At 56.8% G+C, this 19,450-nt stretch carries 17 protein-coding genes; 12 read left to right on the top strand and 5 right to left on the bottom strand.

Annotated elements, in window-relative coordinates; translation table 11 throughout:
* Positions 1-5 precede the first annotated feature (5 nt).
* Positions 6-362 carry a ribosome silencing factor gene (rsfS, locus tag FZZ92_RS01370; protein WP_115025202.1) on the bottom strand — a complete coding sequence of 119 codons (357 nt, stop codon included), beginning with the start codon at positions 360-362 and terminating at the stop codon, positions 6-8.
* Positions 355-990, bottom strand: coding sequence for a DUF3318 domain-containing protein (locus tag FZZ92_RS01365; RefSeq protein WP_226422392.1), 636 nt, complete (start codon positions 988-990; stop codon positions 355-357). Before FZZ92_RS01365 ends, rsfS begins: the two co-directional genes overlap by 8 nt.
* Before the next feature lie 104 nt (positions 991-1,094).
* Here FZZ92_RS01365 and carB point away from each other — a divergent pair, with 104 nt between their 5' ends.
* The 3 genes from carB to FZZ92_RS01350 are packed head-to-tail and all read left to right on the top strand — an operon-like array spanning position 1,095 to position 6,528.
* Positions 1,095-4,418 (top strand): carbamoyl-phosphate synthase large subunit, encoded by a 3,324-nt coding sequence (carB, locus tag FZZ92_RS01360; RefSeq protein WP_226422391.1) that lies wholly within the window; start codon positions 1,095-1,097, stop codon positions 4,416-4,418.
* A gap of 35 nt (positions 4,419-4,453) precedes the next feature.
* Positions 4,454-5,119, top strand: coding sequence for a DUF3386 domain-containing protein (locus FZZ92_RS01355; RefSeq protein ID WP_166017195.1), 666 nt, complete (start codon positions 4,454-4,456; stop codon positions 5,117-5,119).
* Positions 5,120-5,175: 56 nt separating this feature from the next.
* Entirely contained in the window at positions 5,176-6,528 is a 1,353-nt protein-coding gene (locus tag FZZ92_RS01350) for a sodium:alanine symporter family protein (protein WP_115025206.1), read from the top strand.
* A 58-nt stretch (positions 6,529-6,586) separates the two neighbouring features.
* Here FZZ92_RS01350 and FZZ92_RS01345 read toward each other — a convergent pair whose 3' ends face one another.
* The gene (locus tag FZZ92_RS01345; RefSeq protein WP_226422390.1) at positions 6,587-6,820 is read right to left on the bottom strand and encodes a DUF6447 family protein; all 234 of its coding nucleotides are present in this window, start codon (positions 6,818-6,820) and stop codon (positions 6,587-6,589) included.
* A 49-nt stretch (positions 6,821-6,869) separates the two neighbouring features.
* Positions 6,870-8,615 (bottom strand): ABC transporter ATP-binding protein, encoded by a 1,746-nt coding sequence (locus FZZ92_RS01340; protein WP_226422389.1) that lies wholly within the window; start codon positions 8,613-8,615, stop codon positions 6,870-6,872.
* 39 nt (positions 8,616-8,654) lie between these two features.
* Between FZZ92_RS01340 and FZZ92_RS01335 the strand changes: the two genes are divergently transcribed.
* The 6 genes from FZZ92_RS01335 to FZZ92_RS01310 all read left to right on the top strand — a co-directional run bounded on the left by FZZ92_RS01335 (position 8,655) and on the right by FZZ92_RS01310 (position 13,299).
* Positions 8,655-8,852, top strand: a complete 198-nt coding sequence (locus FZZ92_RS01335; RefSeq protein ID WP_226422388.1) for an RNA-binding S4 domain-containing protein — start codon at positions 8,655-8,657, stop codon at positions 8,850-8,852.
* A gap of 30 nt (positions 8,853-8,882) precedes the next feature.
* On the top strand, positions 8,883-9,614 hold the full coding sequence (gene tpiA, locus FZZ92_RS01330) for a triose-phosphate isomerase (protein WP_166017363.1): 732 nt from the start codon (positions 8,883-8,885) through the stop codon (positions 9,612-9,614).
* On the top strand, positions 9,592-10,437 hold the full coding sequence (gene folP / locus FZZ92_RS01325; protein WP_226422671.1) for a dihydropteroate synthase: 846 nt from the start codon (positions 9,592-9,594) through the stop codon (positions 10,435-10,437). The genes tpiA and folP overlap by 23 nt, the downstream gene beginning before the upstream one ends.
* Positions 10,434-11,417, top strand: coding sequence for a GlcNAc-transferase family protein (locus FZZ92_RS01320; RefSeq protein WP_226422387.1), 984 nt, complete (start codon positions 10,434-10,436; stop codon positions 11,415-11,417). The genes folP and FZZ92_RS01320 overlap by 4 nt, the downstream gene beginning before the upstream one ends.
* A gap of 136 nt (positions 11,418-11,553) precedes the next feature.
* Complete coding sequence (locus FZZ92_RS01315) at positions 11,554-12,375, top strand: hypothetical protein (protein ID WP_226422386.1); 822 nt, start codon at positions 11,554-11,556, stop codon at positions 12,373-12,375.
* Between the two features lie 159 nt (positions 12,376-12,534).
* Entirely contained in the window at positions 12,535-13,299 is a 765-nt protein-coding gene (locus FZZ92_RS01310; RefSeq protein ID WP_226422385.1) for a hypothetical protein, read from the top strand.
* Between the two features lie 181 nt (positions 13,300-13,480).
* On the opposite strand, the gene FZZ92_RS01305 is transcribed toward FZZ92_RS01310, so the two are convergent.
* Entirely contained in the window at positions 13,481-17,491 is a 4,011-nt protein-coding gene (locus FZZ92_RS01305; RefSeq protein WP_226422384.1) for a magnesium chelatase subunit H, read from the bottom strand.
* Positions 17,492-17,605: 114 nt separating this feature from the next.
* On the opposite strand from FZZ92_RS01305, the gene dapB reads away from it, so the two are divergent.
* The 3 genes from dapB (at position 17,606) to FZZ92_RS01290 (ending at position 19,431) form a co-directional block, all read left to right on the top strand.
* Positions 17,606-18,439: a 4-hydroxy-tetrahydrodipicolinate reductase gene (gene dapB, locus FZZ92_RS01300; protein ID WP_226422383.1), complete on the top strand. Its 834-nt coding sequence runs from the start codon at positions 17,606-17,608 to the stop codon at positions 18,437-18,439.
* Between the two features lie 10 nt (positions 18,440-18,449).
* Positions 18,450-19,100 carry a hypothetical protein gene (locus FZZ92_RS01295; protein ID WP_115025215.1) on the top strand — a complete coding sequence of 217 codons (651 nt, stop codon included), beginning with the start codon at positions 18,450-18,452 and terminating at the stop codon, positions 19,098-19,100.
* Between the two features lie 76 nt (positions 19,101-19,176).
* Complete coding sequence (locus FZZ92_RS01290) at positions 19,177-19,431, top strand: high light inducible protein (protein ID WP_226407866.1); 255 nt, start codon at positions 19,177-19,179, stop codon at positions 19,429-19,431.
* Positions 19,432-19,450 lie beyond the last annotated feature (19 nt).

Here is a 19,450-nt window from a genome sequence, read left to right as displayed (position 1 = left end):
AGCGGCTAGTGAGCTGACGGTAAGAAGGTTCTACTTTCACCGTGACTCCAGAAAGCCTCAAGGTCGTAGTAACCGCGCTCATCGGGCATCAGCACATGAACGATGACATCGCCATAATCCAGAAGAGCCCAGCGCCCTTCATTGAGACCTTCCTTACGCAAGGGCAAGAGATCTGCCTCAGCCTCCAGCCTGTCTTCAACAGACCGTGCAATGGCACGAACCTGGACGTCGGATTGACCACCGGCGATCACCATCCAATCGGCCAGGCTGGAGACCTCATCAACGCGAATCAGACGGATGTCGGTGGCCTTGCGGTCATCGCAAGCGTCGGCGACCAGCTCGGCAAGCTTTTGACTATCCATAGACATTTTCGCTAGTGACTGAGCTGCGCGAGCCCTCTTGCTGAGCCATTTCGGCTCTGGCCTTGGTGGCGCTTTTCCGCAGGGCTTCCAGACGGTCCTCGTAGTAGCTGCGACGACTCTTCTTGCGGGTCTTTTCGACCAACTCTTTCAGTGCTCCCCCCAGACTCCGATAGGCGTTCGGAACGCTGTAACCAAACCGGCAGGCCAGATCAATCGCACGCTCATCGGCACTGATGGCGTCCTGAAGACGCTTTTCCGAATTGTTCTTCAGGTAGAGCCTGTATCCCGCGAAGCCAGAAAGGCCAAGGGCCATGAGCAGCAGCAGGCCGTCCTGAACCCACAATTCACCGATGGCACCGCCGAGGCCGATGGCCAGGGCGGCCATCTCCCACCCATCCCTGGGAATGGTGTCGTTCTGAATGCGACCAACCTCGTGCCAGAACAGCAAATTGCGGTGGTCCAACGCGAGGGAATCCCATTCGTCGAGATCCACCTGGATCTCCACTTCATCCCGACCGATCTCTTCAAGGGTGATTAAGGGAGGATCAACTGCAGCAGCTGATTCCACAAACACCCAGCTCTGCATTTCCGGTGGCAGCACCCCCTTCAGGCGCTGGAGCTCACTCATCGCAAATCTGGTGCTGATATTCCATCACCGTAGCGAGGCCAAGCTCGGGGCTCAGGGCTTGGCCGCGTGAGAGGCTTGAACTGTTTGGCCTAGGACGATTTCCCATGCCCAGGCGGTCTGACCTGAGTCGCATTCTCCTGGTGGGGTCAGGTCCGATTGTGATCGGCCAGGCCTGCGAGTTCGACTACTCCGGAACCCAGGCCTGCAAAGCCCTCAGAGCCGAGGGATATGAGGTCATTCTGATCAATTCCAATCCGGCGTCGATCATGACCGACCCGGAGATGGCGGATCGCACCTACATCGAACCGCTCACGCCGGACATCGTCACCCGGGTGATCGAACAGGAGCGACCGGATGCTCTTCTCCCCACCATGGGCGGTCAGACCGCTCTGAACCTGGCAGTCACCCTGGCTGAAAACGGCACCTTGGAGCGCTTCGGCGTCGAATTGATCGGTGCCGACCTCAAGGCGATCCAAAAGGCGGAGGACCGTCTGCTGTTCAAGCAGGCCATGGAGCGCATCGGTGTGAAGGTCTGCCCATCAGGGATTGCCTCATCTCAGGAGGAAGCCGAAGCCGTTGGGGCCGCAATCGGCAGTTTCCCCCGGATCATCCGGCCTGCCTTCACCCTCGGCGGAAGTGGCGGGGGAATTGCCTACAACCCCGAGGAATACGCAGCGATCTGCAAGAGCGGGCTTGAGGCGAGTCCGGTCTCCCAAATCTTGATCGAGCAATCGCTACTGGGCTGGAAGGAATTCGAGCTCGAGGTGATGCGTGATCTGGCGGACAACGTGGTGATCGTCTGCAGCATCGAAAACCTGGACCCGATGGGGGTGCATACAGGGGATTCGATCACGGTGGCCCCAGCCCAAACCCTCACGGATCGGGAATACCAACGGCTGCGCGACCAATCGATCGCCATCATTCGCGAGATTGGTGTTGCCACAGGCGGCAGCAACATCCAGTTCGCCATCAACCCGGACAACGGCGACGTTGTGGTGATCGAGATGAATCCCAGGGTGAGTCGATCCTCTGCTTTGGCGAGTAAGGCCACCGGCTTCCCGATCGCGAAGATCGCCGCACGTCTCGCCGTTGGCTACACCCTCGACGAAATCCTCAACGACATCACCGGCAAGACGCCAGCCTGCTTTGAGCCGACGATCGATTACGTCGTCACCAAAATCCCGCGCTTCGCCTTCGAAAAATTCCGGGGCAGTCCGGCGGTGCTCACCACGTCGATGAAGTCGGTGGGCGAAGCCATGGCCATCGGCCGCTGTTTCGAAGAGTCGTTCCAGAAAGCCATGCGTTCCTTGGAGACAGGGCTCTCGGGCTGGGGAGGCGACCGGGAGGAACCGAACCACAGCGACGGTGAGCTCGATCGTCGGCTGAGGACCCCCTCACCAGAGCGCATCCTCAGCGTGCGAACGGCGATGGTGCGCGGACGCAGCGATGAAGAGATTCATCGAATCAGCAAGATTGACCCGTGGTTCCTGGCAAAACTGCGGCGGATTATCGAGGCGGAAACAAGGCTCATCAAGGGCAAAAGCCTCGAGCAGCTCAATGCCGAGAGCCTGTTTGAAGCCAAGCAGCTGGGCTTTTCAGACCGACAGATCGCCTGGCAGACCAAAAGCGATGAATTGTTGGTGCGTCAGAGACGTCATCAGCTCGATGTTCGCGCCATCTTCAAAACCGTCGACACCTGCGCTGCGGAGTTCGCCTCATCCACCCCGTACCACTACTCGACCTATGAACGTCCGCTACAGAACCTGCAGGCGGATGGGTCCCTCAAGACCCTTCCAGCCTCTTCTGAAGTGACGCGTCGCCAGGACGGTCGCAAGATGATGATCCTGGGCGGAGGCCCCAACAGGATCGGGCAGGGCATCGAATTCGACTACTGCTGCTGTCATGCCTCCTTTGCCGGGCAGGAGCAAGGGATCACCACAGTGATGGTGAACAGCAATCCCGAAACGGTGTCCACCGACTACGACACCAGTGACAGCCTTTACTTCGAACCACTCACGTTGGAGGACGTTCTCAATGTGATCGAAGCGGAACGTCCCGATGGAGTGGTGGTGCAGTTCGGTGGACAAACCCCCCTGAAACTTGCCATTCCCCTGCTGCGCTGGCTCGAGAGTGAGGAGGGACGCGCGACAGGCACCAGCATCTGGGGCACCTCCCCTGAATCGATCGACCGCGCCGAAGACCGCGAGCAGTTCGAGGCCATCCTCCGCGATCTGAACATCCGGCAACCCCGCAATGGCCTGGCGCGCAGTGAGGAGGAAGCGCGGGCCGTGGCCACCAGAGTGGGCTATCCAGTCGTCGTTCGGCCGTCCTACGTCTTAGGTGGACGTGCCATGGAGGTGGTCTTCGACGAAGAAGAACTCAACCGCTACATGCGCGAGGCCGTTCAGGTGGAGCCCGACCATCCGGTTCTGATTGACCAATATCTGGAAAATGCCGTTGAAGTAGACGTTGACGCCCTCTGCGATCACAACGGCGCCGTCATCGTTGGGGGTCTGATGGAGCACATCGAACCGGCTGGGATCCATTCCGGTGACTCAGCCTGCTGTTTGCCCTCGGTCTCCCTTGGTGAAGCGGCGCTGAACACCATTCGCGACTGGAGTCGCTCCTTGGCACAAACCCTGGAGGTTCGTGGACTGATCAACCTCCAGTTCGCCGTTCAACGCAACACCGATGGTTCGGAAGTCGTCTACATCATTGAAGCCAACCCCCGCGCTTCCAGGACGGTCCCCTTCGTCGCCAAAGCCACAGGACAACCTCTGGCACGATTAGCGACCCGTCTGATGGCGGGCGAAACCCTCAGCGACATTGGCTTGACCCGCGAACCGAAGCCGCCGCTGCAGGCGATCAAGGAGGCCGTGCTTCCCTTCAGGCGATTCCCTGGAGCTGACACGGTGCTGGGGCCAGAAATGCGCTCCACTGGTGAGGTGATGGGATGTGCTGACAGCTTCGGAATGGCCTACGCCAAAGCCGAACTCGGCGCGGGTGAAGCGCTGCCCACCCAAGGAACAGTGTTCCTCTCGACCCACGACCGCGACAAGCAAGCGTTGGTGCCCATCGCCGCTCGGCTGATCGAACTCGGGTTTGATGTGACAGCGACCTCAGGAACCGCTCAAGCGCTCGCCAACGCTGGACTGAAAGTCCAATCCGTGCTCAAGGTGCACGAGGGCCGACCCAATATCGAGGACCAGATCCGCTCCAATCAGGTCCAGCTGGTGATCAACACACCGATTGGCCGTCAAGCAGCCCATGACGACAAATATCTACGCCGGGCAGCGCTTGATTACGCCGTACCAACCGTGACAACCCTCGCAGGCGCACGGGCTGCGGTGGAAGCAATCTCCGCGCTCCAGCAACAGCCAAGGCTCAGCATCCATGCACTGCAAGACATCCACGCCATGCAGCGTTAAACCACCGGTAGGGTTGCAGAAGCCACCTCACTGCTGTGACAGCCTCCGTTCCCGTCAAGCCTGGATGCGACCTGCGTGATGTTTTTCGTCGCGCCTACGAGAACCGCTACACCTGGGCCCCCGGTTTTTCCGGCTATCACGGACGCTGCATCTGGCAGCAGGACGATCAACGGGTCGAAGGCCAATTCGAAATTGGCGCTGATCTGAAGGCCAAGGTTGAGGGAATTGAGAACGAAGACATCCTGAAGGCGGTGAATTCACAGCTTTGGGAGGTGGCGATCCATCGCGTTCGTCGCAGCTTCGATCAGACCCACGGGGAGAACACCTTCACGGCCGGTGACACCAACGAGGTGGGAACCGAAGTTCTGATCGGCGGCAAGGGAGCAGGTGACAAATACCGCATCAAAGATGACGTGGTGACCATGGTTCACCGACACATCCACGGCACCGTCGTGACGATCTTCACCACCGATGTCACCCACACGGGCTCGGGATACCTCAGCCATACCTACACAAGTCAATACGCCGACCCCGCAACGGGAGAAGCCCGGGGCGGCCGCAGCAGCTTCAAAGACACCTTCGCTCCTCTTCCGGGGGATGGTCCCTGGGTGCTGACCGAGCGGGTCGTGACCACCGAAGCCCACGGCGACACCCCAGCCGGACGTCAGACCTTCCGCTTTGAAGATCTCGAATCACTCTGAGTTGATTGCCGGTACCAGCCGGCTATGAGACCATCCGCCCAAACTTGTTGAAAGGCATGGGCGGAGTCGAGTCGACCATTCAGGCCATCAATGGCCCGATCAACAGTGTCGTTTGGGGATGGCCCACCGTCATTTTGATTGCCGCGACGGGCATTCTCTTGATGGTGGGGTTGCGGTTCATGCCGCTGCAAAGGCTGGGATATGGCATCTCGATGATGCTCCGCCCTGCTGCATCACAAACCGAAGGGGAGATCACGCCCTTTCAGGCACTGATGACATCCTTGTCCGCCACGATCGGCACAGGGAACATCGCCGGTGTTGCAGGGGCGATCGCCGTTGGCGGGCCTGGAGCCGTCTTCTGGATGTGGATCATCGCGATCTTCGGTATCGCAACCAAATACGCCGAAGCGGTGCTCGCGGTTCAATTCCGTGAAACCGATGGGGAAGGCAACCATGTCGGTGGCCCGATGTATTACATCCGCAATGGGCTCGGCAGCGGCTGGAGCTGGATGGCGGGCCTGTTTGCTCTCTTCGGCATGTTGGCTGGGTTTGGCATCGGCAATGGGGTTCAGGCCTTTGAGGTTTCGTCTGCCTTGAGCCTGATTGGCATTCCGAAGCTGGTCACCGGAATCGTTCTGGCAGCACTTGTTTTTGCTGTTGTGATCGGAGGCATCAAGCGCATCGCCCAAGCGGCTTCAGCCATAGTTCCCCTGATGTCGATCCTCTACGTAGCGGCATGCTTATTGGTGCTGCTTCTCAATCTGGGGGGCGTACCTGAAGCCTTCGCCACGATTTTCTCCAACGCCTTCTCCGGCAAAGCAGCTGCCGGTGGTGCTCTTGGTCAGGTGGTGCTGATGGGTTTCAAACGGGGCATCTTCTCCAATGAAGCAGGCCTCGGCAGCGCACCGATCGCTCACGCTGCCGCAAGAACCGATGACCCCGTTCGACAGGGAACGGTGGCCATGCTGGGCACCTTCATCGACACCCTGATCATCTGCACGATGACCGCTCTGGTGATCATCACCACCAAAGCCAATCTGATCCTCGATGCAGCTGGCGAAAAACTAAGCGGCGCAGACCTCTCCATCGCTGCCTTCAACACCGGAATCTCCGGCAGTGGCGTGGTGGTCACGCTGGGGTTGGTGGTCTTTGCCTTCACCACCATTCTGGGCTGGAGCTTCTATGGCGAACGCTGCACCACGTACTTGTTCGGTGAGTCTGCCGTGATGCCGTTCCGTCTGGTTTGGGTGGCTGTTGTTGTGATCGGCGCTGTGGCCGGTGACCGTGGAGTGATCTGGTCGATTGCCGACACGCTGAACGGGCTGATGGCCCTCCCCAACCTTGTTGCCCTTCTGCTCCTCTCGGGAACAGTGTTCAAACTCACCAAGGCTTACAAGTTCAGCGACTGATGCCGCAAAGATTCATCCCAAAAGGGGGCTCCTAGCCCCCTTTTTTATTGGCAGGCAATCAGCCCTGACCATCAGGCAGCGGGGTAACGGACTGAAGCTTGTCATTCAGCTGCATGGCGAGGCTCTGACGTCCTACAGCCAGAACCTTGAGGGTGTCTTCATGCATCCGCAGCTGAGCATCGGCAACCTGCATGCCACGCACAAGCTCCTTGAGCTCATCAGGGAGTGTATTGAGGTCGTAGCGCTTTCCCTCAAACGTCAGGACAGGGTTGTTGGCTGCAGAGTCAGTCATCGTTCATCGCCGGGATGGCGTGGAACCGGCGGCCAGATCGTAGATGGATTCAGGACGTCTGCCGATCCCTAATGAACTGGCGTTCGCACAACTCGCGGTAACGCCCACCTCGCTGCATCAGCTCATCGTGGGTTCCTCGATCAACAACAGCACCTTTCTCAAGAACCACAATTCGATCCGCCTCCTGCACCGTTGCCAGACGATGGGCGATGACCAACACCGTTCGTCCTTTCATCGCCTGCTTGAGACCGAGTTGAACCGCAGCCTCCGCCTCAGCATCAAGAGCACTGGTGGCCTCATCAAGCAGCAACAGCGCTGGATTGCCTAAGACCGCACGAGCAATGGCGATTCTCTGCAGTTGTCCACCAGAAACGTTGGTCCCTCTTTCTTCCAACTGGGTGTCGTAACCACGAGGCAAGGCACGGATGAACTCATCTGCATTGGCCAAACGCGCGGCATGACGAACCTCGTCGTCCGTCGCGCGACGTCCAAACCGGATGGCTTCCGAAATCGTTCCAGAGAACACAGTTGTTCTCTGGGGAACCAGGGCCACCTGCTGCCGCAGCTCACGGGCGCGCATCAGGCTGATGTCGGTGCCATCGAGACGAATCTGGCCCTGTTGCACTGTGTTGAAGCGCAGCAGGAGCGACAGCAGGGTGCTTTTGCCAGCACCTGAGGGCCCAACGATGGCCAACACCTGGCCCGCATCGACCCACAGATCCAGCTGTTGCAGCACCGGCTCGGCAGGGTCATAGCCAAAGCTCACCTGGTCAAAGACCAGATCCCCCTTGAGAGTGCCGATGGATTGCGCCTCCGCTGGATCAGCGGCCTCTTGAGGTTCTCTTTCGATCTGACGCAGACGTCGCAGCGAAGCCTGTCCCTGCTGGAATTCATTGAAGTTATTGGTGACGTGCGCAATGGGATCGATCAGCACGATCAGTCCCGTCAAATAACTGCTCAGCCCGGCAATGCTCAGATCACCGGTCTGGATTCGCCAGGCGCCGAGCGCCAACACCGCAAACAGGCCCAACACCTCGATGATGCCGACCACCGGATGCTGGAGAGCCACAAGGCTGTAGGTGCGGTGACGGGCCTGCCGGTGCTGGTCAATCTCCGTCTCGAAACGGTCCTGCAGCCAGGGCTCAGCCGCGAAAGCTCGCACCAAAGGCAAGCCCTCAATCGCCTCACCCAGCAACCCGGCCAATTCGCTCACCTTTTGCTGACTGCGTTCGGTGGCTGCCATGACGCGAGCACCAAACAGGCTGATCAGCCAGACGATCACAGGCGCAAGCAACAGGATGGCAAGCGTCAGCTTCCAGTCGAGCCAGAGCATCATCCCCAGCACCGCGAGGAGCTGCAGCACGCTTGGGACTGTGTCGTGGATGGTCTTGTAGAGGACTTCACTGACGCGATCAGCGTCTTCCGTAAAGCGGTAGGTGAGATCACCGGCCGAGAGCTTCTCAAGCGCACCGAGCTCAACGGTCTGCAAGCGACGGAACAGATCCCGACGTAACCCCTGGCTCACCAGCAGAGCAGGACCGGCCAGCAGAGAGTCCTGGCCGAACTGAGCGATTTTCTGAACAGCAAAGATCAGCAACGCCAAGCCAATCAGCTGAAGCACTCGGGCGAGATCACCCGACCCCAATGCGGGAAACAGATCTCCTGCCAGCTGAACAAGGAGCGGAAAACTACCGACGTAGACGACCATGCAGCAGCCCCCCCAGAGCAGTTCACGCAGGTGGGGGCGGAGCAGCGGCAGCAGTCGGCGGAAACCGGCCTGGGATGGTGTCAGCATCGCGGCACAGTATCAATGGTGGGCTTAAAACTCTCTCCGATGAAGCTGGATCAGTTCCTGAAATGGAAGGGTTGGGTGTCCACAGGTGGTGAAGCGAAACAACGCATTCAGATGGGTGAGGTGGAAGTCAATGGAAGCGTTGAAACCCGGCGAGGACGCCAACTTTCCTCGGGAGATCGGGTTGTGCTTGCTGGGGAGGAGTCCGTTGTGGGGCGCGAAAACGCGGCCGGGCCGTAAGTTGGCTGCCATTCCATGGGGAAGCAAGGCGTGCGAAGACCGGTGATCGCTGGCAACTGGAAAATGCACATGACGTGTGCCCAGTCGCGGGAGTTCATGGCGGCCTTCCTGCCGTTGATCGCTGACACCCCTGACGACCGCGACCTGGTCTTGGCACCACCGTTCACGGCGCTGTCCACAATGGCGGATCTCAGCCAAGGCTCCCGCCTTTGTCTCTCCAGCCAGAACGTGCACTGGGAAGGCCAAGGAGCTTTTACTGGCGAGATCTCCCCTGCAATGCTCAAGGAGCATGGGGTCACCCACACGATCGTGGGCCACAGCGAACCAAGAAAATATTTCAGTGAAAGCGACGAGCAAATCAACCACCGAGCCAGGTCATCCCAATCGAACGGTTTAATTCCGATCGTTTGTGTCGGTGAAAGTGATGAGCAACGCGAACGCGGCGAAGCAGAACGTGTGATTCGACGCCAAATCGAGCAGGGTCTGGAGGGACTCGACGCCGAGAAGTTAGTCGTGGCCTACGAACCGATCTGGGCGATCGGAACAGGCAAAACCTGCGAAGCCGAGGAAGCAAACCGTATCTGCGGTCTGATCCGGAGCTGGGTCGGCTCCCCTGATCTCGTGATCCAGTACGGAGGGTCCGTCAAACCCACCAACATTGATCAGTTGATGGGCATGAGCGATATCGATGGGGTGCTTGTGGGGGGCGCTTCACTGGAACCCGAAAGCTTTGCCCGCATTGCGAATTACCAAACCGCTTGACTCAGGGGTCTGGCCCCAGGGCTGGCGCCAACGCACAACGGTGATGGGGGTGATCAACATCACCCCCGACTCCTTCAGTGATGGAGGACGGTTCCTTGCAAGCGAACGTGCCCTCGCTGAAGCCCAGCGGCAACTGAACAACGGGGCCGACGTGTTGGATCTGGGCGCCCAAAGCACTCGACCTGGCGCGGAGGAGGTGGGTGAAGAGGAGGAATTGCGCAGGCTCCTGCCAGCACTGAAAGCCATCAGGGAAAGTAACCCAGACGCCCTGATCTCCGTGGACACGTTTCTGGCACCGGTTGCCGCCAGGGCACTGGAGGCAGGTGCAAGCTGGATCAATGATGTGAGCGGTGGCAGACACGACCCCGATCTGCTGCGGGTGGTCGCCGATGCAGGGTGTCCAGTGGTGCTGATGCACAGCCGCGGCAACAGTCAAAGCATGGATCAACTCACGAGCTACTCCGATGTCGTAGCGGATGTGAAAGGGGCGTTAGTGGAGCGCAGTGAAGCCGCCATCAAGGCGGGCGTCCAAGAAAGCCAGATCATCTGGGACCCAGGCCTCGGGTTCGCCAAGACTCACGAGCAGAACCTGCAGCTTCTGCGAGATCTGGAACAACTGACCCGGGGGCCGCGACCGGTGTTGATCGGCCCTTCACGCAAACGCTTCATTGGTGCCGTGCTCGACGAACCGCGACCGAAGGCGCGGCTCTGGGGAACCGCTGCGGTGGCCTGCCGCTGCGCTCAGGCCGGTGCAGCCGTGCTGAGGGTGCACGATGTGGGGCCAATCAGCCAGACACTACGCATGGCTGCCGCACTCTGGTGACAGCCACGATTTTCGTGCAGATCGCGGCTTACCGAGACCCAGATCTTCCAGCCACACTTCACAACCTGATCGAGAGGGCAGCCCAGCCAGAACGCCTGCAATTCGGCATCTGCCTGCAACTTGGCGATAACGATCCGAACCATTGGGGAACCAATGCGTTTCCAGATCATCCTCAGATCAGCGTCTGCTCGTTTCGTGCCTCTGACAGCCTGGGAGCCTGCTGGGCGCGACGACAGGCTCAGAGTTTTTACGGCGGGGAAGATTTCCTACTCCAGATCGACAGTCACATGCGCGCTGTGGAGCGCTGGGATGAGCTGCTTCAGAAGACCTGGGCGGAATGCAGCGATCCAGGCGCAGTTCTGAGTGTTTACCCCAATGGCTTCCAGCAACCGTGCTTCCTACAGACGTCAACACTGCCGGTCATGAGAGCCGACGGCTTTGACGACAACGGCATTCTCAGGTTCCAAGGCATCAGTCGGTTCCAACTGCCAGAACAACAGCCTGAGCGTCCAATCCCCGGGGCCTTTATCGCCGGAGGATTCCTTTTCGGGCCTGGGTCGATCGCCAGCGGAGTGCCCTACGACCCAGGGCTCTATTTCTATGGGGAGGAAGTGGCCATGTCGGCACGGCTGTGGACCTCAGGCTTCAATATTTACGTGCCTAATCGTCTGCTGCTTTTCCATCTCTACAAGACGGAAGCCACACCGGTCGAGCAATCAGCAAACCATTGGAGCGATCACGACAACTGGTTTGAGCTGAACCGGAAATCCTTGGTGCGGGTGCACACGCTCCTGCAAAGCCTTGATCGCGCTCCTCAGCAACTCAGACCGACGGCCAGTGACGTGACTGACATCCACGACTACTGGCTCGGAGAGCAACGCTCCCTGCATGACTATGAGCGATGGGCGGGGGTGAATTTCAAGACATCAGAGATCAGCGAAAGTGCTGAGCGTGGTCATTTCGGCACAACGCAAAACTGAAGACGCATAAAAACTGACCACTCCCAATCAGCACACAGAAGTGAAGACCTGAGGAGCAAGCAAAAGCGCAGAACCGCTCTAAACTAGACATTAAGAGGAAATTAAGCTAGGGTTAGATTGAGGTTTAGATAGCTAGATGCAAATAGCAGAAACGGCTGAGCAAAAAAGAGCAAAAAAGAAAGGGCACAACGAAAAAGATTTAAAAACCTGCTTCATCATCGCGGGCTGTTCTGGAGCAGGAAAATCAACCATCGTCAAACATTCCCATGCTCTTGACGTAAAGCTCTTCGGGAAAGAATTCCATGAGGATTTCAAGAAAACAAGGAGTGGTAGCCCCCATCAAGAATTTGATAAATATTCCGATGCAATCAGAAATGGGGCAACCTTCGAAGGAAGGCACATTAAAAATCTAAAGGATGAAAAAGACCCACCAAAGCATATCCTTATGCATGTCGATCTTAAATCTTTAATCCGCACTCTTGGTCACCGTGCTGCATCAGAAAACGATAAAAGAAAAATCAAATCGATCACCAAATTCCCCACACCCCACGAAGACAGAGTGAATCCGAAGGTCTGTGACTTATTAGTATCTAGCTTTCTCAAGCATCAATTTTTTTCAAGGTTTGACGCTATTGTTATCAACACAGTCTACACCGATTGCGATAAAAATTACGTGCAAAAAATGAAAAGAGATCGACCAAACGAAAAAATCAAAAGCAACAAAAAAAGTGAAATATTTTCTAGGGAGCATCACGCCATGTACGAGGCGTGGGAACGAAATATTTACCTGCTTAAACCTTCCAGAATATTCTTTACCACAGTCTGTGAAGACGGAGGGCTTTACTCTAACAATAAATGCATCTGCCCAGACTGGACTTCAAAAGCAAGCCCGAACAATGATCTAAATTATTTGAACAAAATTCTCGCCTATTTCAGGAAATCCGAAAGCAAAAACTAATTCTTTAATGTGAGCTGCAATTGTTGCTATCCAGGCTGACCACTAGCACATTCAAAACACAAAGCACATACCAGAGGAGCAAGCAAAGGCATAGAGCCCATCAAAACTAGACATTAAGAAGAAATTAAGCTAAGATTAGAATTAGATCTGGTTTGCTAGATGCAAATATCAGAACCGATAAATCAGAAGAATAAAATTGAGTACAGTTCAACTGCAAAAGATTTAAAAACCTGTCTGATTATTGCTGGATGCTCAGGGGCAGGGAAATCAACAATAATCAAACATTCTCACACTCTTGACGTAAATCTCTACGGCCAGAAATTCCACGAAGATTTCAAGAAAACAAGGAGTGGCATCCCCCATCAAGAATATGATGATTACATCGAAGCAATTAAAAATGGATCAACCTTTGAAGGCAGATTTATTAATAAATTAAACAACCAGAAGCAGCTCACGAAGCATATTCTCATGCACATAGATCTAAAACTTTTAACCGCTATTCTTGGACATCATGCCTCAGGCGAAAGCGACAGAAGGAAAATTGCATCGCTTACAAAAATTCCAGTACCTCGCAAAAAAAGAGCAGATCAAAAAATTTGCGATTTAATGGTGTCCAGCTTTCTCAAGCATCAATTTTTTTCAAGGTTTGAAAATATCATTGTCAACACAATATACACCAATTCAAGCAAGGCTTACATTCAAAAAATGAAGCGAGATTGCCCTGAGAAAAACATCAAATCCCAAAAAGAGTTGAAAATATATGCAAGAGAGCATCGTGCGATGTATAGAGCATGGGAAAAAAATATTTACCTTCTCAAGCCTTCAAAAATATTTTTTACCACAGTTGGCGAAGACGGAAACCTTTACTCTAATAACAAGTGCATTTGCTCTAATTGGACAATCAAAACAGGATTGAACCATTAACACTTAACAGCAGACAAAAGACTAACAATTACAGGAATTAGTCAATAAATAGACATTCTATCGCATTTTTATGCATTTTAGTCATTCAACTATCATGCAAAGTCGCGCTAAAAAATAGCGCAAAGCCATTCAAGCAAATATATTGATCTAAGTTTGGCTTAATTACATTAAAACAACGCGATTAGTCTGTAACAACACCCTCAATACGATCCTCAACCTCTTGATAAAGCTCCTGCAACTGCTCGATGTTTTCGTCTGAGGTCTCCCAATAACCCCGACCATGCACCTCGAGAAGCGTGCCCACAATTTGGCGGAAACTATTGGGGTTCAGTTCCAGCAGACGCTTGCGCATCTCCGGATCATTGATGAAGGTTTCATTGGCTTCCTCGTAGACAAAATTGTCGACGGCGCCACTGGTAGCACTCCAGCCCAGAGTGAAGTTGAGCCGTTTTGAAACCTCACGCACACCCTCATATCCGGAATTAAGCATGCCCTCATACCACTTGGGGTTCAGCAACTTTGTGCGTGAATCCAATCGAATGGTTTCGCTCAACGAGCGAACCTGGGCGTTGGCCGTGGTGGTATCAGCGATATAGCTGGTTGGAGCTTTGCCGTCGTCACGGAGTCCAGCGATCAACTTTGTGGGGTCGGAATCGAAGTAGTGGCTCACATCGGTGAGGGAGATCTCAGCAGAGTCCAAGTTCTGGAAGGTGACATCCGCTGTCTTCATCACGTTCTCGAACACCTCCCGCTTCTGGTTCATCTCGCCAGGATTGTCGGCATTGAAGGCAAAAGTCTTACGAGAGAGATACATCTCCTGAAGTTCGCCCTCCTCTTCCCAGGTGCTGTTTTCAACAGCCAGATTCACGTTGGAGCTATAGCTGCCGCTGGCATTGGAAAACACCCGGCAGGCTGCATCCCGAAGACTGGTTCCTTCCTTCTCCGCCTGCTCCAGGGCATGCTTGCGCACGAAGTTCTGCTCCAGGGGCTCATCGGCCTCGGCCGCCATTTTCACGGCCTGATCAATCAGGGCCATCTGGTTGATGAACAGATCACGGAACACACCGGAGCAGTTCACCACCACATCAACACGGGGGCGTCCGAGTTCTTCCAGAGGAATCAGCTCGAGTTTGTTGACTCGACCAACGGAATCCGGCATCGGCTTGACACCAACGAACCAGAGGATCTGAGCCAGGGATTCGCCGTAGGTCTTGATGTTGTCAGTTCCCCAGAGCACGCAGGCAATGGTCTCGGGCCATGTGCCCTGCTCCTCGCGCTGACGGTCAATCAGCTTGTCAACAACACCCTTGGCTGCTGCGACCGCAGCGCGGGTAGGAATCGCCTGCGGGTCCAGTGCATGGATGTTCTTGCCACTGGGCAGCACGCCAGGATTACGAATCGGGTCGCCACCAGGACCCGGAAGAATGTATTCGCCATCAAGAGCCTTCAACAGACTCTCCATCTCCATGTCGGCACACACCTGCTCGAGACAGAAGCGCAGGTAAGCAAAGAGCTTGTCGAGCTCGGTGGCGTCGATCTGAACAAATCCAGCGGTGCAGCAGGCCCGCAGCCAGGGGGAGGGCAGCTTGAAACCAAACTTGGCCAGGAGGTCGTAGAACCAGCCGAAGCTGTTGCGCAAGCTGACCCGGCCGTCACGACCGGTGAGCGTACGGACCATGGCTCCGATCGCAGCTCGGGATGTCTCCGTGATCGTGCGATTGAGCTCAACGTCGGCGAGCACACCCTCGTCATTGCCTTTGTAGACATCCTCGATGGAACGACCTATCGCTTCAGCCAAGAGGCCGGGAAGCGAACGGAGGCCATCCTCCTCACGCTCCAGAGCAGCGATGTTCACCAATGTGGCAATGGCTTCCTCTGCAGTGGGAGGTTTACCGATGGTGTGGAGACCACAGGGCAGAAGACGGCTCTCGATCTCCATCAACTGTCGGTAGACGGCACCGACCAAGGCATCGCGCCCTTCCAGGTCGATGGAAGAGGCGTCGTCTTCGGGCAGGTCGACATCCTTATCGAGGTTGCACTGACGCGCCGTCTCAATGATGGTGTTGACGATTTGAACGCCGCGGCCACCTTCACGCAGCTGTTGGTAGGAACCAACAAGCTCACCCAACTCCTTCAGACCCCGGTAGAGGCCTGCATTTTCAGCCGGTGGGGTGAGGTAGCTGATGGTCGAGGCGTAGCCACGACGCTTGGCGATGGTGGCTTCCGAGGGGTTATTGGCGGCGTAGTAATAGAGGTTTGGGAGGGCACCGATCAATGAATCGGGGTAGCAGGTTTCACTCATGCCCATCTGCTTGCCGGGCATGAACTCCAGGGAGCCATGGGTGCCGAAGTGGAGCACCGCATCGGCCTTCCAGATCTTCTGCAGATAGGTGTAGTAGGCAGCAAATCCATGGTGGGGGCTTGCACTACGGGAGTAGAGCAAGCGCATGGGGTCGCCTTCGTAGCCGAAGGTGGGCTGAACGCCGACAAAGACATTGCCGAAGTGGCGACCGAAGACCAGCAAATTTTGGCCATCGCTGTTGAGATTGCCGGGAGGCTTGCCCCAGTTCTCTTCAAGCCTCTGGGAGTAAGGGGTCAGGCGTTCGTATTCCTCAACGCTCATCCGATGGGCAATGGAAAGCTCCGGCGAGCCCTGCATGGCATCGGCGTCGTTGATCACCGCCTCCAGCAGATCACGAGGCGTCGAAGGCAAGCCCTGCACGTCGTAGCCCTTCGCCTTCATCTCCTGCATCACCCGATGGATGGAACCGAAGACGTCGAGATAGGCCGCCGTTCCGACATTGCCCTTGTCGGGAGGGAAGCTGAACACCGTGATCGCCAGCTTCTTGTCGATGCGGGGCTTGATCCGTAGCGACGACCAACGAATCGCGCGCTCAGCGATGGCATCAACACGATCTTGGAGGGTATGGGCCTTGCCGGTGGCATCGTCGCGGCCGGAGAGAACGATCGGCTCGATCGCGCCATCCAATTCAGGGATGGCGATTTGCAGGGCCACCTGCACAGGGTGAAGGCCGAGGTCGCTCTGTTCCCACTCCTGGGTGGTTTGGAACACAAGAGGAAGCGCGACCATATATGGACGATTGAGCTTCTTCAGGGACTCAATGGCTTTCGGGTGGTCCTGGCGAGCAGGCCCTCCGACCAGTGCAAAGCCCGTCAGGGAGACGATCCCATCCACCAAGGGCTGCTCGGGATTCAGGGGGTCGAAGAAGAAGGCGTTGACCGGCTTGGAGAAATCGAGACCACCGCAGAAGATCGGGAGGACTCGCGCACCGCGAAACTCCAGTTCCTGAATGATGGCGACGTAGTGGGCATCGTCACCGGTGACGATGTGGCTGCGCTGCAACACCAGACCAATCATGGGCCCCTTAAGGGCTTTCTCAGAAAGATCCGTACGACTTGACGTCCAGTTCAGATACTCCTTGAGGTCCTCAAACATCGAAGGGGCAAGGGGGTGCCAAATGCCAAGGTCAGGGAAGACCTCGGGCTCCGCCACCTCCATCGCTGGACGTTCATCTCCTTCCGCTGCAGGAAAGACGTACTTGTCCGCCAGCATCAGCAGGAAATTGCGCAGGTTGTCGGGCGTCCCCCCCAACCAGTACTGAAAGCTCAGCATGAAGCTGCGGGCATCCTGCGCTTTTTCAACCGGCAGGTACTTGAGAACGGTGGGCAGCGTGTTCAGCAGCTTGAGCATGGCGTCTTGGAAACCAGCGCCTCCGGCTTCCTTCCGCTTCTTCATGAAGCCAGCAATGGCGCTCTTGCTCTGACCAAGCTGCGCCATGGAGAAGCTGCCCAGCTTGTTGAGCCGCATCACCTCGGGCATGGACGGGAAGACCACCGCTGCTTTCAGGCGATCTCGGTGAGGCGCCACTGCATCAACAACCTTTTGTGCCAGGTCCTCGATGAAGATCAGCGAGGCGATAAACACATCCGCCTCGGCCACGTCTGCGCAGAACCCGGCGTAGTTGTCCTCGTCTCGCAGTTCCTCGATCAAGTAGCCGCTCAGCTCGATTCCGAGATCACCACCAGAGGCGTTAAGCGCAGTAGCTGCCTGGGTTAGGGCGTTTTGATACTGGGGCTCAAGCACCACATAAACCGCCTTCATCACGGATTTGTGGTTCTGACCCTCCACAGGAGCAACGCGGCGATCGGCGGAGCGGACCTGTGTGAACATCAGCGCTTTGAGCAATGTGAAGAACCTTACGGTGACCGCCCCTTGGGCGCGAGGATTTTGGATCGGCCGTTACACGAGCCGCCCCATAGGCTTTGAAGCGTCTGCTGCGCTTTCATGACCGCTCCTATTCCCGTTGTTGTCGCCGGTGCCCTGGGGCGCATGGGAGCTGAAGTCATCAAGGCTGTGGTGGGAGCCGAGGACTGCAGCCTGGCTGGAGCGATCGACAACACTCCTGGCAAAGAAGGCGTGGATGTTGGGCTGGAATTGGGGTTGGGCGAGCTGGAGGTGGCCGTCACAGCCGATTTCGAAGGTTGTCTTTGTGCTGTGAGCCAGTCGGTACGTGACAGCGGCAGCGGTGCCGTCCTGGTGGACTTCACGCACCCCTCGGTTGTGTACGAGCACACCAGGGCAGCGATTGCCTATGGCGTTCATCCCGTGATCGGCACAACCGGGTTATCCCCTGAGCAACTCAACGACCTCACCGAGTTTTCCTCGAAAGCGTCCGTGGGTGGAGCCGTGATTCCCAACTTTTCTGTGGGCATGGTGCTGTTGCAGCAAGCGGCGGCAGCCGCGGCGCGGTTTTACGACCACGCAGAACTGACGGAGTTGCATCACAACCGCAAGGCGGATGCACCCAGCGGCACTTGCATCAAAACCGCTGAGCTGATGGAAGAACTCGGCAAGACGTTCAATCCGGACGAGGTGGAGGAGCACGAGTCCCTGACGGGTTGCCGCGGCGGGCAACGGGATAGTGGCCTGCGGCTTCACTCCGTACGCCTGCCGGGGCTAGTGGCGCATCAGGAGGTCATGTTCGGCGCCCCCGGGGAGACCTACACCCTCCGTCACGACACGATCGATCGTTCTGCCTACATGCCAGGCGTGCTGCTCACGGTGCGCAAAGTGGGGAGCCTGAGCAGCCTTGTTTATGGCCTCGAGCGTCTGATCTGAGGGCGACACCATGCTCATTCCCCTCCGCCCTGGTGAACTGCAACGCCTGATTCCAGCCGTTGCAACCGGCAACCAATTCCGCGTCTCCCTCGGCAAGCCCCAGGAGGTGCTGCAACGCCTGATGGTCGCCGCCATCGGCGGGGTGATCACCCTGCTGATCAGTCAGAGCCAGATGTCCAGCCGCTGGGGCCCCTTCTGGCTGGTGACAGGCGTGGTGTTTCTGCTTTACGTGCTCTGGGGACCGATCCTTCAGGCAGGTCAACGCAATGCCACCCTGCGTCGCTATCCGGCGGCAGCCCTCTTCGAAGGAGAGGTGGCAGACGTGATCACCCGAGAGCGCATCGAGAACCGCCACGAACAGGCCGATAGCCGCGGCCGGCTTGAACTTGTGGAGAACCGACGCACCTGGATGCTTCTTGAACTCGAGGACGAGGAGGGTTACCTCGGTCGGGTGGCTTTTCCGATGGACAAAAAACATCAATCGATTCGCCGCGGCAGCCTGATCCGCTGTCTGGTGCTGAGTGAGCGCAAGGATTTCTCAAAAATCGGTGCTCTCAGCGATGCCTGGCTGCCTGGCTTGAAGATGTGGGTGGGTGAATACCCCTTCTTGTTGAGACCCGCCTTTGAAGAGCTGTGCCAGCTCCGCATCAACCGCCGTTAAAACGGCCGACAAGCAACCATCCGTGAATATTTCTTAAAGTTGGTTTACACTTCGTAGCAATTCAAGAGCGGCTCCCATGTCTCAGACCCCCTCCTCCAACGCTGCGGTCATCCGCGGAGCAACGGTCACAACGGAAGACGGTGGCCGTCTCAACGCCTTTGCATCCGAACCCCGCATGGAAGTGGTTGAAGCTGAACAAGGCTGGGGGTTCCATGACCGCGCCGAGAAGCTGAACGGCCGCATGGCCATGCTCGGCTTCATTTCTCTGCTGGCCACTGAGTTGGCACTGGGCGGCGAATCCTTCGTTCACGGGCTGCTCGGCCTGGGTTGATCCTCTCGCGCTCCGGAGG

Origin of the sequence: Synechococcus sp. MU1611 (assembly GCF_020514255.1) — a bacterium.
Taxonomy (GTDB): domain Bacteria; phylum Cyanobacteriota; class Cyanobacteriia; order PCC-6307; family Cyanobiaceae; genus Parasynechococcus.
The sequence above is the reverse complement of the archived record's forward strand: the minus strand, read 5'-3'. Positions and strand labels throughout refer to the sequence as shown.

Excerpts from the sequence above, each read along its gene's own strand:
- FZZ92_RS01335 (WP_226422388.1), top strand. The coding sequence starts at position 8,655 with ATGAAGCTGGATCAGTTCCTGAAATGGAAGGGTTGGGTGTCCACAGGT.
- FZZ92_RS01295 (WP_115025215.1), top strand. The coding sequence starts at position 18,450 with ATGCTCATTCCCCTCCGCCCTGGTGAACTGCAACGCCTGATTCCAGCC.
- dapB (WP_226422383.1), top strand. The coding sequence starts at position 17,606 with ATGACCGCTCCTATTCCCGTTGTTGTCGCCGGTGCCCTGGGGCGCATG.
- FZZ92_RS01315 (WP_226422386.1), top strand. The coding sequence starts at position 11,554 with ATGCAAATAGCAGAAACGGCTGAGCAAAAAAGAGCAAAAAAGAAAGGG.
- FZZ92_RS01340 (WP_226422389.1), bottom strand. The coding sequence starts at position 8,615 with ATGCTGACACCATCCCAGGCCGGTTTCCGCCGACTGCTGCCGCTGCTC.
- FZZ92_RS01310 (WP_226422385.1), top strand. The coding sequence starts at position 12,535 with ATGCAAATATCAGAACCGATAAATCAGAAGAATAAAATTGAGTACAGT.
- FZZ92_RS01305 (WP_226422384.1), bottom strand. The coding sequence starts at position 17,491 with ATGTTCACACAGGTCCGCTCCGCCGATCGCCGCGTTGCTCCTGTGGAG.
- FZZ92_RS01345 (WP_226422390.1), bottom strand. The coding sequence starts at position 6,820 with ATGACTGACTCTGCAGCCAACAACCCTGTCCTGACGTTTGAGGGAAAG.
- FZZ92_RS01350 (WP_115025206.1), top strand. The coding sequence starts at position 5,176 with ATGGGCGGAGTCGAGTCGACCATTCAGGCCATCAATGGCCCGATCAAC.
- FZZ92_RS01290 (WP_226407866.1), top strand. The coding sequence starts at position 19,177 with ATGTCTCAGACCCCCTCCTCCAACGCTGCGGTCATCCGCGGAGCAACG.
- FZZ92_RS01365 (WP_226422392.1), bottom strand. The coding sequence starts at position 990 with ATGAGTGAGCTCCAGCGCCTGAAGGGGGTGCTGCCACCGGAAATGCAG.
- rsfS (WP_115025202.1), bottom strand. The coding sequence starts at position 362 with ATGGATAGTCAAAAGCTTGCCGAGCTGGTCGCCGACGCTTGCGATGAC.
- carB (WP_226422391.1), top strand. The coding sequence starts at position 1,095 with ATGCCCAGGCGGTCTGACCTGAGTCGCATTCTCCTGGTGGGGTCAGGT.